Origin of the sequence: Nocardia puris (assembly GCF_003315035.1) — a bacterium.
GTDB lineage: Bacteria > Actinomycetota > Actinomycetes > Mycobacteriales > Mycobacteriaceae > Nocardia > Nocardia puris.
The window spans coordinates 194,924-208,113 of sequence record NZ_QNRE01000004.1; the positions used below are offsets into that span (position 1 = coordinate 194,924).

Genomic DNA, 13,190 nt, shown 5'->3' on the forward strand with positions numbered 1-13,190 from the left:
GATCGTCCGGCACGTTCCTGCCGGTGAAGGGAAGATTTCTCGTGGCTACGGTGACGTTCGACGGTGCTACGCGCCGGTATCCCGGGGCGAACAAGCCCGCGGTGGATCAGTTGGATCTGGAGATCGCCGACGGTGAGTTCCTGGTGTTGGTGGGGCCGTCGGGGTGCGGGAAGTCCACGTCGCTGCGGATGCTGGCGGGATTGGAGGAGGTGAACGGCGGGCGCATCCTGATCGGGGCGAACGACGTGACGCACGCCGAACCCAAGGACCGCGATATCGCGATGGTGTTCCAGAACTACGCGCTGTACCCGCACATGACCGTCGCCGAGAACATGGGCTTCGCGCTGAAGCTGGCCAAGGTGGCCAAGGCGGAGAAGGAACAGCGGGTGCTGGAGGCCGCGCGACTGCTGGACCTCGAGCCGTATCTGGACCGCAAGCCCAAGGCGCTGTCGGGCGGTCAGCGCCAGCGCGTGGCGATGGGGCGGGCGATCGTGCGCCAGCCGCAGGTGTTCCTGATGGACGAACCGCTGTCGAACCTGGACGCCAAGCTGCGCGTGCAGACCCGCACCCAGATCGCGCAGTTGCAGCGGCGGCTCGGCACGACCACGGTGTACGTCACCCACGACCAGGTCGAGGCGATGACGATGGGCGACCGCGTGGCGGTCCTCAAGGACGGGCTGTTGCAGCAGTGCGCCGCGCCGCGCGACCTGTACCGCGATCCGGCCAACGCGTTCGTCGCCGGGTTCATGGGCTCGCCCGCGATGAATATGTTCACGCTGCCGGTGGAGAACGGCGCGGTGTCGCTGGGCGGGTTCGCGCTCGCGGTGCCGCGCAGCGTGACCGACGCCGCCGAGGGCAGCGTGGTCGTCGGCATCCGCCCCGAGCACTTCGAGATCGGCGGGCACGGCGTCGAAATGGAGGTGGACGTGGTGGAGGAGCTGGGGTCGGACGCCTACGTCTACGGACGCACCATCGCGAGCAACGGGCGCAACGGTGGCGGGGAAACGATTGTGGCGCGGGCGGATTGGCGCAACCCGCCGGCCAAGGGGGCGCGGCTGCTGCTGTCGACGGTCGCGGAGTGCACGTACTTCTTCTCGACCGTCGACGGACGTCGGCTGACGTGAGCACGCCGCCGGGCCGGGACCGCGATCGGCGCCCGGCTCGGCAGCGCTGGATTTCGGCTCAGTTCTCGCACGAGGGCGATTTGTTCTCGCCGATGCACCGGGGCAGCGCACCTTGAAATCGTCGACGCGCTCGCACCCGGAACCGATCCCGTTGAAGATGTTCGCGACCCGGCTCACGACGACCACCGCATTGCCTTCGGCGCGGAACTCGATGTCGTCGGACAGGTCACTACCGGTCATACGCAACTGCGATCCGTTCATGACGACGCCCGCGGTGGCGGCCGCATGCGCGGGCGCCGCCGTCCCGATGACGGCCGCGGCGGCCGCCGCGCTGACGAATGCCGATACCACAGCGCGTGTTCTCTTCATGGGTCCTCCCGAGGGTCCGGCGAGCCGTTGCTCGTCGTTCACAGGAGGTCACACGAACCGGAAACGGCTGGTTCACGCGAGAGAAACCACAGGCGTCCGGTGAAACGATCCCGGGCGCGCGTGATGCGCGTCAGCCGCGGCGGGCGCGGCGGAACTCTTCGTTGAGGCGCACGCCCAGCTGATCCAATGCGATCTCGCGGCCGGACGCGCTGCGCACTTCCACGCGGACCGGGTCGCCGGTGGCCGCCTCCACCAGCAGCAGGGGCGACGGGCCCGGCTGTAAGTACTTGTCGCCCCACTGCATCAGGGCCAGCACCGCGGGCAGCAGATCGCGTCCCTTCTCGGTGAGCCGGTACTCGTTGCGGGTGCGCTGCCCCGCCTCGCGGTACGGGTGCTTCTCCAGCAGGCCCGCGTCGGTCAGTTTGCGCAGGGCGGCGGCGGCAGCGGCGTCGGTGATGCCGATGCGCGCGGCGAAACCGTCGAAGCGGCGGGTGCCGTAGTAGGCCTCGCGCAGCGCCAGGACCGCCGACCGGCTGCCGACGATGTCCATCGCCTTGGCGATCGAGCACTCGTCGGCCCGCCACGCACTCAGATCGGCCAGGGGCCCTTCCATCACGGCTGCCATGACGGACATCATATCCCGTTCTGGATTGAGTGAACTATAGCCAGGCGTTACTCTGGCTATAAGCAAATAGAGCCAGGGGTCACCCGGGCCGGAGGAAGGAATCGCCATGAGAGACGCGGTGATCGTGGAAGCGGTACGCACGCCGATCGGCCGGGGCAAGCCGAACGGGGCGCTGCACGACGTCCACGCCGTCGATCTGCTCGCGCACAGCCTGCGGGCGGTGGTGGAGCGCAGCGGTATCGACCCGGCGCTGATCGACGATGTGATCGGCGGCGTCGTCACCCAGGTCGGCGAGCAGGGCGCGAACGTCACGCGCCGGGCGGCGCTGGCCGCCGGCTATCCGGAATCGGTGCCCGCCACCACGGTGGACCGGCAGTGCGGCAGCAGCCAGCAGGCCATCCACTTCGCCGCGCAGGGCGTGATCGCCGGCGCGTACGACGTGGTGGTGGCCGCGGGCGTCGAGTCCATGGGACGAATTCCCATGGGGTCCAACCTGATCGGCTCCGAGGATCTGTCGGGCGTCGCGTTCGCCGAGCGCTACCCGGACGGCCTGGTGCCGCAAGGCATCAGCGCGGAGCTGATCGCGGCCGAGTGGGGGCTCACCCGCACCCAGCTCGACGAGTTCGCGCTGGGCAGCCACGACAAGGCCGCGCTGGCCACGAAGAACGGGCTGTTCGCGCCCGAACTGGCCCCGATCAACGGGCTCGAGACCGACGAGGGCATCCGCGTCGGCAGCACGCTAGAGACGCTGGCCGAGCTGCGGCCCGCCTACTACGACCCGGCGATGGCCGAGCGATTCCCCCAGATCGGCTGGGAGATCACCGCCGCCTCGGCCAGCCAGGTGAGCGACGGCAGCGCGGCGGTGCTGATCATGACCGGCGAGCGCGCGGCCCAGCTCGGCCTGCGCCCGCTGGCGCGCCTGCACAGCTTCGCCGTGGCCGGCGACGATCCGCTGATGATGCTCACGGCGGTGATCCCGGCGACGCGAAAGGTGTTGCAGCGGGCCGGGCTTCAGCTGTCGGATATCGACCTGATCGAGATCAACGAGGCGTTCTCCCCCGTGGTGCTGGCGTGGGCGCAGGACACCGGGGCCGACCTGTCGAAGGTGAATGTCAACGGCGGGGCGATCGCCCTCGGCCACCCGCTCGGCGCGTCCGGGGCGCGGTTGATGACCACGCTGGTGCACGCCCTCCGGGAGCGCGGCGGGCGGTACGGGCTGCAAACCATGTGCGAAGCAGGCGGACTCGCGAACGCGACCATCGTGGAACGGTTGTGAGCGCGTTCTGATCTGTTGAGCATCGAATAGTCAGGGTGTACAGGGGAGTTCGCCGATCGCTGCGGTCGGCGGACTCCCTTCGCACGATTCGCGGCTCGATCGGGCGAGCATGCGGCCGGCGGACCCCCACCTCCCCACCCAGCCGCTCAGGAGAACAACACCGCGACCAGCAGCCCGGCGATCCACGCCTCGACGATCAACGGGATCGCGATGAGCGGCGTCCACCCGATCGGACGCCGGGCACGGACACGCCCCACGACGCGGTACGCCGCCCAGGCGAGCGCGGCGAGGATGCCCGCCCACGCGAGCACGTAGGCGGCGGACGTGGACCGCTCGCCGCGGCCGGCGACGTCGTAGAGGGGAACCGTGTTCGCCGCGAACCAGGCGAGAGCGAGCGCGAGGGCGGTGCCCACCGCGGCGCGCGCCAGGTCGGCCGGACGGTCGCGGAGCGGTGGGCGCACGGGTTCCATGATGCGGGGGCCCCGCACCGGCAGGGGCCGGTATTCAAGTAGTCGGCATTCCGGCCCGCCGGGCGATAGCGGCCAGCGGCTGCGGTCGCCAGGTGCAGGATGTCGATCCGAGGCGTCCGGAGCGGTCGGAACAGTGTGTCGCGCGCCCGCGGCGGCCGGTAGCCGGTGGAGCCGATCGCGACCGAGCCGCCGGTAGGCGTCGTAGGGTGGCTGGGTGAGCAGCGCTGAGCCCGTTGTGTACGCGATTCCGATGCGCACCCGGTTTCGCGGGATCACCGTGCGGGAGGGGGTGGTGATTCCCGGCGCGGTGGGGTGGGGGGAGTTCTGTCCGTTCCCGGAGTACGACGACCGCGAGGCGGCCGCCTGGTTGGCGACGGCGCTGGAGCAGGCGGGCGAGGGGTGGCCGGAGCCGGTGCGCGAGCGGGTGCCGGTGAACTGCATCGTGCCCGCCGTCGGGCCGGAGCGGGCGCACCGGATCGTCGCCGAATCCGGTTGCCGCACCGCGAAAGTGAAGGTGGCCGATCATCCCGTCTCGCTCGCCGAGGACATCGAGCGGGTGGCGGCGGTCCGGGACGCGCTGGGGCCGGGCGGGGCCGTGCGCATCGATGCGAACGCGGTGTGGGATGTGGACACGGCCGTCGCTCGTATTCTCGAGATCGACCGCGCGGCAGGCGGTTTGGAGTACGTCGAACAACCCTGCCGCACCATCGAGGAACTGGCGGCGGTGCGGCGGAAGGTGGACGTGCGGATCGCCGCCGACGAGTCCATCCGCCGCGCCGAGGACCCGCTGCGGGTCGCGGTCGCCGGCGCCGCCGACGTGGCGGTGCTCAAGTGCACCCCGCTGGGCGGCGTGCAACGCGCGCTGGAGGTCGCCGAGGCCGCCGGGCTGCCCTGCGTGGTGTCCTCGGCGCTGGAGACCGGTGTCGGCCTGGGCGCGCAACTGGCCCTCGCGGGCGCGCTGCCCACCCTCGATTTCGCCTGCGGCCTGGACACCCTCTCCCTCTTCGAGGGCGACCTCGTCACCGACTCCCCGCGCCCGATCGACGGCTACCTCCCCGTGCCGCACACCCCCGCCACCCCGGACCCCACCCTCCTCGACCGCTACCGCCACCCCGACCCCGACCGCGTGGCCTGGTGGAACGCCCGCTACGAACGAGTCCGCGCACTGCTCAACCGCTGACGCGGCCGCAGCCTGCCCCGTGTCGGCACGCCGACGGCCTTCACGCGAAGCGCACGCCGCAGCCGTGCATCGTCGCGCGCAACAGCAACGCCGCCTCCGGGCCGATCACACCGTCCACCAATTCCACGTAACGAGTGCAGAATTCGGGTCCGTGGGGTGCCGTGGCGCCCGGGGCCGGGTCGAGGTGGTGCGCCAGTTCGTGCAGGACGACAAGTTCGCGCAGCGCCCACGCGGTGCCGCCGGCGTGCGGCGGCACCGCGAGGACCGCCGCGTCCGCTTCGTAGTGGGCGGCGGTCGCTCCGGCACGCGACCGCACCCGAACCGGCACGACGGCTCGATCCCATTGGGCGCGAACCCAATTGAGCGCTAGTACCTTCTCAGCATAGGACTGCACCGCGTCCACCGAGGCGAAACGGCGCTCGATCGGCAGCGTCAGATGCGACCCGTACATGTCGAGGGCGCGATCGCCGTGCTCGTCGGCCAGGTCGAAGGCGTTGCGCACCAACTGTTCCGCGTCGTAGACCTTGGTGCGCTGCACGTCACGCGCGGCCACGCCCACACCTCACGTCGCCACCACCACGGTCGACCGCGATCCGCTCGGAGCACAGGCGCCTACTCGCCCGCGCCTCGTATCACGCAGCAGCCGTGCGCACTCCGTCACCAGTCGCGGCACCCCACCTCGGCACTCCCTCCGCCACCGGGCCGAGGACACACCCTTCACGCCGAGCCCCGCGACGGCAATTCCCCACGCACGCCACCCAATTCGGTCGACGGACGCAGCCGCGCCGCCTGTCCCGCGCGATCCCCTGCCCGGCGTGCGGCAGCGGAATGCCCGGTCGAGGTCTGCGGACCGCGCCAGGTGCCGCGCGCCTCGGAGGTCGCAGTGTAGAAGTCGACGAGTTCGATCTCCTTGTCGCGCAACGCGAGTGCTGTCCCGGCCGCGGCCGACTCCACCGCCTCGGCCTCCACCTCGGACTTCACCTTTGCCAGCCGCCTGCCCACCCGCGCGGCGAACGCCATCTGGAAGTTGAGCCGGGCCGTCACGGGCGCGGCGGGCGCGCGCACCCGCGTGCGGACCGTGCGCCCGAAGCGACGCTCGGTCACGATCTTCTCGACCGTCGCCGTGCGGTACTGCCCCGATTTGATGTAGTGATCCGACGCGCGCACCATCTGCACCAGCAGGCTCGCGTACAGCGCCTCGCAGGTGTCGATATCGGTGTCGAAGCCGTAGGCGTACACCTGGGTGGAGGTGCGGGCAACGTCGCAGCGCACATCGTTGGCGTGCGCGATCGCGACGAACAACTGCACGTAGGTGCGCAGCCCCTTCTTCCCCGGCTCGCCGATCGGGATGATCCGCTGCACCGGCGTGGCCCGGCGCTCACGCACCGCGACGTGCGCCCGCGCCACCGCGAGGTCGATGGAGGACTTGGTCGCCAACCGCTGCGCGGCCGCGAGGAACGCCTCGGCCTCGTGCTCGTTGTCGGTGGCCTCCGCCTTGCGCAGCAGGCCGCCGATGCGGGTGAGCATCCGGTCGGGAACCGCGTCGGGCGAAGTCATCGGCAGCCAGCGTAGTCATCGCGGCGGGGTCCCGCCGCGCCCGGATCTGGACCGCAACTCGGGCGTGGCGGATGAACGCCGTGTATCTTGCGTTGTGCAACCGGCAGGGTGTGCTGCTGCTCACGTCGTAAACATGGAGTGTCCGCGATGGCTTTGAAGAAGGTGTCGTCCCTACGTTCGTCGCTCGTGCCGAAAGCCGCGCTCGCGGCGGTCTCGGCCGCGGTGCTGGCGACGACCTTCGCCACGGCGTGCTCGAGCGACGGCGGCGGCAACCCCACGGGCGAGAACCTCGAGGGCCGCGGCCCCATCACCTACGTCGAGGGCAAGGACACCACCGAGACCGGTGTGGTCAAGCAGCTCATCGAGCGCTGGAACGCCTCGCACCCCGACGAGCAGGTGACGTTCAAGGAACAGTCCAACGACGCCTCCCAGCAGTACGACGACCTGGTCGAGAACCTGCGCGCCAAGCGCTCCGACTACGACGTGATCGCCCTGGACGTGCCCTGGACCGCCGAGTTCGCGGCCAAGGGCTGGATCCAGCCGCTGAAGGACTCCTTCGCCATCGACACCTCGACGCTGCTGTCCCCGCCGGTCGCCAGCGCCACCTACAACAACACCCTCTACGCCGCGCCGCGCAACACCAACGGCGGCCTGCTGTTCTACCGCAAGGACCTGGTGCCCAATCCGCCCACCACGTGGGCCGAGATGCTGGGCCAGTGCCAGATCGCGCGCGACAACAACATCGGCTGCTACGCCGGGCAGTTCGCGCCCTACGAGGGCCTGACGGTGAACACCTCCGAGGTGATCAACGCGTTCGGCGGCACCTTCGTCGGCGCCGACGGCAAGACCCCCACCGTGGACAGCGCCCAGGCCCGCGCCGGCCTCAACACCCTGGTGACCGCCTACAACAACGGCGACATCCCCAAGGAAGCCATCACCTTCAAGGAGCCCGAGTCGGCCAACGCCTTCACCCAGGGCAACCTGCTGTTCCTGCGCGGCTGGCCCTCCACCTTCGGTGACGCGGGCGCCGAGTCGTCGCTGGTGAAGGAGAACTTCGCGGTCGCGCCGCTGCCCGGCGAGAGCGGCGTCGGCGCCTCCACCCTGGGCGGCTACAACGCGGCCATCAGCGCGTTCTCCAAGAACAAGGCCACCGCGCTGGACTTCCTGCGCTTCCTGATCAGCGAGGACGCCCAGCACATCATCGCCTCCGGCGCGCTGCCCTCGGTGCGGGCCTCGATGTACGACGACCCGGCCCTGATCGCGAAGATGCCGTACCTGCCCGCGCTCAAGGAGTCGATCTCCAGCGCGGTGCCGCGCCCGGTGACCCCCTTCTACCCGGCGGTGTCGAAGGCCATCCAGGACAACGCCTATGCTGCCCTGACCGGAACCAAGTCCGTCGACGACGCGATCATCGGCATGCAGAAGGGCATCGAGACCGCGGGCTCGTAGAGGATGCGCAGCGGACCCGGCCAGACCGTAGGAGAGAGATAAACGGTGTCGGACCCAACGCGCGCGGCCACAGGCGTGTCCGGCGAGGAGTTCCTGCCGCGTAAGCGCGGACTCGGCGAGCGCATCGCCGCCGAGCTGCGCCTGTCGGCCAAGGCGTGGATGTTCGTGACGCCGGTGCTGATCGCGCTGGCGGTCGTCATCGGCTACCCGGTGGTGCGGGCCCTGTACATGTCCTTCCAGAAGGACTCCGGGCTCGACCCCGCCACCGGCATGTTCGTCGAGGGCGGCAGCGCCGGGATCAGCAACTACACGCACTGGCTGTTGCAGCAGTGCACGCTGCCCACCGGCGAGACCGTCGCCTGCCCCACCGGCAACCTGGGCTCCCAGTTCTGGATGGCCATCGGCGTCACGCTGTTCTTCACCGTGATCACCGTGACGCTGGAGGCGACCATCGGCCTCGGCATGGCGATGGTGATGGCCAAGAGCTTCCTCGGGCGCGGCCTGCTGCGCGCGGCGGTGCTCATCCCGTGGGCCATCCCGACCGCCGTCACGGCGCGCCTGTGGGAGTTCATGTTCCAGTACGACGGCGTGGTCAACAGGGTGCTCGGCACGAACATCCTGTGGACATCGGACCCGTGGGCCGCCCGGTTCGCCGTGATCGCGGCCGATGTGTGGAAGACGACGCCGTTCATGGCGCTGCTGCTGCTCGCCGGTCTGCAGGTCATCCCCAACGACGTGTACGAGGCCGCGAAGGTGGACGGCGCGTCGGCGTGGCAGCGGTTCACCCAGATCACCCTGCCGCTGCTGAAACCCGCGCTGCTGGTGGCGATCCTGTTCCGCACCATGGACGCGCTGCGCATGTACGACCTGCCCGCGATCATGACGCTGAACAACCCCGACACCCGCACCGTGTCGATCCTGGTGGTCGACCAGGTGCGACAGGGCCCCAACAGCGCCGCCGCGCTGTCGGTGATCACCTTCCTGCTGATCTTCGCGGTGGCGTTCGTGCTCGTGAAGGTCCTCGGCGCCAACGCGGTGCGCACCCAGGAAGCCCAGCGGGAGGCGCACTGATGAGCACCACGTTCGACAAGACCCGCGCGAACGGCGCCGTGCCGCTGCGCAAGCGCCTCTCCTCGCTGCGCATCTACCTCGGCGTGCTGATCGTGATCCTGTGGGGGCTGGGGCCGTTCTACTGGATGGCGGTGACCGCGTTCCGCGACCCCGTCTACCAGTTCGACAACACGCCGTGGCCGACGCACCTCACGCTGGAGAACTTCCGCGACGTGTTCGACACCAGCCGCGGCAACGACTTCGGGCGGGCGCTGCTCAACAGCGTGATCATCGGCAGCGTCACCACCGTGATCGCCCTGGTGATCGGGATCTTCGCCGCCTACGCGCTGGCCCGGCTGGCCTTCCGCGGCCAGTACGTGGTGGCCGGACTGATCCTGAGCGCGTCGATGTTCCCGGTGGTCGTGCTCGTCACGCCGCTGTTCCAGCTGTTCACCAACCTCGGCTGGATCGGCAAGTACCAGGCGATGATCATCCCGAACATCTCCTTCGTGCTGCCGCTCACCGTGTACATCCTGGCGTCGTTCTTCACCGAATTGCCCTGGGAGCTCGAAGAAGCCGCGCGCATCGACGGCGCGTCCAAGATGCAGGCGTTCCGCCTGATCATGCTGCCGCTGGCCGCGCCCGCCGTCTTCACCACCGCCATCCTGGCGTTCATCGCCTCGGTCAACGAGTACCTGCTGGCCCGCCTGCTCTCCAGCGACCAGACCGAACCCGTCACCGTCGCCATCGCCCGCTTCTCCGGCAACAACCCCCTGGTCCAGCCGTACGCGGCGATCATGGCGGCGGGCACGATCGTCACCATCCCCCTGGTGATCATGGTGCTGCTGTTCCAGCGGCGGATCATCTCGGGTCTGACGGCCGGCGGTGTGAAGAGCTGAGTTTTTGGCGCGCCGGGGCGCGCGTGGTCGGTCGTCGGGCTCCCTCCCCGAGGTGGCTGGGAGAGTGCGGATCGTGCGTCGCATCGCCGTGCTTGGGCCGGTTACTCGTGTGACAGGAGTAAAGTCCGGGGCGGTGGTTGGTCGTTGATCCTCGCTCCGGGAGGAGAGTGTCGTGGGCTCGGTCGGCAAGGGGCGCGGCAAGCGCGACGCCGGGCGCAAGGCGGCACCGACCCACGCGTCGATCGCGGGGTGGAAGGAGCGCGACACCCCCGAATCGCGGGAGCGCAGGGCGCGGGCCGAAGCGCAGGCCCGGGAGCGTGAAGCACCACCACCCCGCCGGCCGCGCACGCGCGGGGAGCGGGTGCGCCGCCTGATCCTGGCGCTGTTCATCATGTTCGTCGCGGTGCCCGCGCTGCTGTTCGTGCTCGTCTACTGGAGCGCCGACATCCCCGACCCGGCGGCCGTGCGGACGAACCAGATCGCCACCATCCTCGCCGCCGACGACACCACCGAGATCGCGAAAGTGGTTCCCCCCGACGGCAATCGCACGCCGGTGCCGCTCGCCGACGTACCCAAGCCGGTGCGCGACGCCGTGCTCGCCGCCGAGGACCGCGACTTCTACACCAACCCCGGCTTCTCCACCAGCGGCTTCCTGCGCGCGGCGCGCGACAACCTGCTCGGGCGCGAGGACGCGGGCGGCGGTTCGACCATCACCCAGCAGTACGTGAAGAACGCCTTCCTCGGCTCCGAGCGCACGCTCACCAGAAAGATGCGCGAACTCATCATCGCGGCGAAGATGTCGCGGCAGTGGAGCAAGGACGACATCCTCGCCGCCTACCTCAACACCATCTACTACGGGCGCGGCACCTACGGCATCGCCGCGGCCTCGCGGGCGTACTTCGCCAAACCGCCCGCCGAACTCACCCTCGCCGAGGGCGCGGTACTCGCCGCGGTGATCCGCACGCCCTCGATCCTCGACCCGGAAACCCATCTGCCGGAACTGAAAGCGCGCTGGCAGTACGTGCTCGACGGCATGGTCGAGATGAAGGTGCTGGCGCCCGGCGACCGCGACGCGACCGTGTTCCCCGAGATCGTGCCCGCCACCGAGATCCCCGACACCGACACCGCGCGCGGACCCGAGGGGCTGATCCGCACCCAGGTGCTGCGCGAACTGCGCGAGTCGGGCATCAGCGAACGCGATCTCAACACCGGCGCCCTGCGCATCACCACCACCATCGACCCGCGCGCCCAGCAAGCCGCGCTGGCGGCGGTGCGCGACCGGCTCGGCCCGCAACCGCCGGACCTGCGCGCCGCGGTGGTCTCGATCGACCCGCGCTCGGGGGCGGTGCGCGCCTACTACGGCGGCGAGGACGGCGTCGGCTACGACTTCGCGCAGGCGCCGCTGCAAACCGGTTCGGCCTTCAAGGTTTTCGCGGTGATCGCCGCGCAGCAGCAGAGCATCCCGCTGTCCCGGGTGCTCGACAGTTCCCCGGTCACCGACCGCGGCACCACCATCACCAACGTCGACGGCGAGTCCTGCGGGCGGTGCAGTATGGCCGAGGCGCTGAAGCGCTCGCTCAACACCAGCTTCTACCGGCTGACGATGTCGATGTTCGACGGGCCGCAGGCGATCGCCGACGCGGCGCACCAGGCCGGCATTCCCGAGGAGATCCCGGGCGTGGGCAAATCCCTCACCGAGCACGGGGAGCGACCGCTGAACGGCATCGTGCTGGGCCAGTACCTGGTGCGGCCGATCGATATGGCCTCGGCGTACGCGACCATCGCCGCGTCCGGGATGTACCACCAGCCCTACTTCGTGCAGCGCGTGGTGACCGGTGACGGACGGGTCCTGCTGGACCGGGGCAATCCGGAACACCCCGTCGGCAAGCAGATGCCGCCCGGCCAGCAGCGCGTCAAACCGGCGATCGCGGAGAACACCCTCCAGGCGATGCTGCCGATCGCCGCCTACTCCAACGGCAAGGCACTGGCCGGCGGACGGCCGTCGGGGGCCAAGACCGGCACCACGCAGCTCGGCGAGACCCGGCGCAACAAGGACGCGTGGATGATCGGCTTCACGCCCTCGCTGTCGACGGCGGTGTGGATCGGCACCGAGCAGTCGCAGCCGATCCGGACGGCGGGCGGCGCCGATATCTACGGCTCCGGGCTGCCCGCCGACATCTGGAAGCAGATGATGGACGACGCCCTCGACGGCACACCGGTCGAGCAGTTCCCGGTGGAACCGGCGAGCGCGCCCGCGAATCCGCAACCGCAGGGCGGGAATCCGTACGACATCCTCAACCCGCCCCGCGCGCCGGAGCCGCAAGCCCCGCAGACCCCGGCGCCCGAGAGCCCTCAACAGCCGGAGCCCGAGCCGCCGCAGGGGCCGGCGATCATCATTCCGCCCGCCCCGACCCAGCAGCTCCCGGCCGACATCTTCCCGGGGCTGGGCGGACCCGCGCCGTGAATCTCGATTCGATCTTGTGACCTTCTGGACGGCGCGGGGGAACGCACGGCATGGCAGCATCGTTGGCCAGAGTGAGAGCGCCGGACGTCGCCGGAGTGACCAGGGGCGACGCCCCGCCGACGGGAACGATGCGGAAGGATAGGCGCTCGAGCGACGACGGCAGCGGCGTGATCGTCGAGCCCGGAGGCGGTAGCGTGCGGACCGCGGCGGGCCCGCTCGCGCCGCCGATCGAAGACAGACTAGAAATAGGGGCTACGCCGGTGGATTTCAATGTCGTTGACCGTCCCGAGACGCTGGTGGCGGGCACAGTACTTCGCAGCCCGGCGCTCGCGGTCGAGGGACCGCGCCGCGCGAAGGTGGAGGACGCGTGGAAGCGCATCCTCTCCCGCCGGCTACCCGGCCCGCCGACCACCGCGTACGTCGACCACGCGCCGGAGATCAACTCCTATCTGACCCATATCGTGGGCTACCGCTGTCGCGGTCTGGAGGATCTGCTGCCGGGCGACGTGCTGGCCCGGGTGCCCGCCGGGCGCTTCGCGCGGTTCACCGCGAGCGGCGACAACCTCGGCGATACGATCGTCGGCATCTGGCGGGCGGTGTGGGACGCCGAGGCGGCGGGCCGTCTGGTGCGCTCCTACACCGGCGACTGGGAGCACTATCCCGACGCGCACACCGCCGAGGTCTTCGTGGCGCTGGCCGACGAACCGAGCGACGGGTAGGAACGCAG

Annotated in this window: 12 protein-coding genes; 8 read left to right on the forward strand and 4 right to left on the reverse strand. The window is 70.1% G+C overall.

The features are described from left to right. Positions 1 to 41: 41 nt before the first annotated feature. Positions 42 to 1,124 carry an ABC transporter ATP-binding protein gene (locus DFR74_RS13985; RefSeq protein ID WP_067503155.1) on the forward strand — a complete coding sequence of 361 codons (1,083 nt, stop codon included), beginning with the start codon at positions 42 to 44 and terminating at the stop codon, positions 1,122 to 1,124. 499 nt (positions 1,125 to 1,623) lie between these two features. On the opposite strand, the gene DFR74_RS13990 is transcribed toward DFR74_RS13985, so the two are convergent. Next, positions 1,624 to 2,130 (reverse strand): winged helix-turn-helix transcriptional regulator, encoded by a 507-nt coding sequence (locus DFR74_RS13990; protein WP_198161662.1) that lies wholly within the window; start codon positions 2,128 to 2,130, stop codon positions 1,624 to 1,626. Positions 2,131 to 2,224: 94 nt separating this feature from the next. On the opposite strand from DFR74_RS13990, the gene DFR74_RS13995 reads away from it, so the two are divergent. Then, the gene (locus tag DFR74_RS13995) at positions 2,225 to 3,394 is read left to right on the forward strand and encodes a thiolase family protein (RefSeq protein WP_067503152.1); all 1,170 of its coding nucleotides are present in this window, start codon (positions 2,225 to 2,227) and stop codon (positions 3,392 to 3,394) included. Positions 3,395 to 3,540: 146 nt separating this feature from the next. Here DFR74_RS13995 and DFR74_RS14000 read toward each other — a convergent pair whose 3' ends face one another. Continuing rightward, positions 3,541 to 3,855: a hypothetical protein gene (locus tag DFR74_RS14000; protein WP_147265828.1), complete on the reverse strand. Its 315-nt coding sequence runs from the start codon at positions 3,853 to 3,855 to the stop codon at positions 3,541 to 3,543. Positions 3,856 to 4,078: 223 nt separating this feature from the next. On the opposite strand from DFR74_RS14000, the gene DFR74_RS14005 reads away from it, so the two are divergent. Then, on the forward strand, positions 4,079 to 5,044 hold the full coding sequence (locus DFR74_RS14005) for an o-succinylbenzoate synthase (protein WP_084537295.1): 966 nt from the start codon (positions 4,079 to 4,081) through the stop codon (positions 5,042 to 5,044). 40 nt (positions 5,045 to 5,084) lie between these two features. Here the strand turns inward: DFR74_RS14005 and DFR74_RS14010 are convergent, their stop codons facing one another. Next, positions 5,085 to 5,597 carry a TIGR04338 family metallohydrolase gene (locus DFR74_RS14010; RefSeq protein ID WP_067503409.1) on the reverse strand — a complete coding sequence of 171 codons (513 nt, stop codon included), beginning with the start codon at positions 5,595 to 5,597 and terminating at the stop codon, positions 5,085 to 5,087. 164 nt (positions 5,598 to 5,761) lie between these two features. Next, positions 5,762 to 6,601 carry a DUF2786 domain-containing protein gene (locus DFR74_RS14015; RefSeq protein ID WP_067503145.1) on the reverse strand — a complete coding sequence of 280 codons (840 nt, stop codon included), beginning with the start codon at positions 6,599 to 6,601 and terminating at the stop codon, positions 5,762 to 5,764. Positions 6,602 to 6,748: 147 nt separating this feature from the next. Between DFR74_RS14015 and DFR74_RS14020 the strand changes: the two genes are divergently transcribed. The 5 genes from DFR74_RS14020 (at position 6,749) to DFR74_RS14040 (ending at position 13,182) form a co-directional block, all read left to right on the forward strand. Further along, positions 6,749 to 8,050 carry an ABC transporter substrate-binding protein gene (locus DFR74_RS14020; RefSeq protein WP_067503406.1) on the forward strand — a complete coding sequence of 434 codons (1,302 nt, stop codon included), beginning with the start codon at positions 6,749 to 6,751 and terminating at the stop codon, positions 8,048 to 8,050. Positions 8,051 to 8,095: 45 nt separating this feature from the next. Continuing rightward, positions 8,096 to 9,121: a carbohydrate ABC transporter permease gene (locus tag DFR74_RS14025; protein WP_407675169.1), complete on the forward strand. Its 1,026-nt coding sequence runs from the start codon at positions 8,096 to 8,098 to the stop codon at positions 9,119 to 9,121. Further along, positions 9,121 to 9,999, forward strand: coding sequence for a carbohydrate ABC transporter permease (locus DFR74_RS14030; RefSeq protein ID WP_067503142.1), 879 nt, complete (start codon positions 9,121 to 9,123; stop codon positions 9,997 to 9,999). The genes DFR74_RS14025 and DFR74_RS14030 overlap by 1 nt, the downstream gene beginning before the upstream one ends. 172 nt (positions 10,000 to 10,171) lie before the next feature. After that, positions 10,172 to 12,463, forward strand: a complete 2,292-nt coding sequence (locus tag DFR74_RS14035) for a transglycosylase domain-containing protein (protein WP_067503139.1) — start codon at positions 10,172 to 10,174, stop codon at positions 12,461 to 12,463. A gap of 260 nt (positions 12,464 to 12,723) precedes the next feature. Further along, positions 12,724 to 13,182 (forward strand): GyrI-like domain-containing protein, encoded by a 459-nt coding sequence (locus tag DFR74_RS14040; RefSeq protein ID WP_067503136.1) that lies wholly within the window; start codon positions 12,724 to 12,726, stop codon positions 13,180 to 13,182. The last annotated feature ends 8 nt before the right edge of the window (positions 13,183 to 13,190 follow it).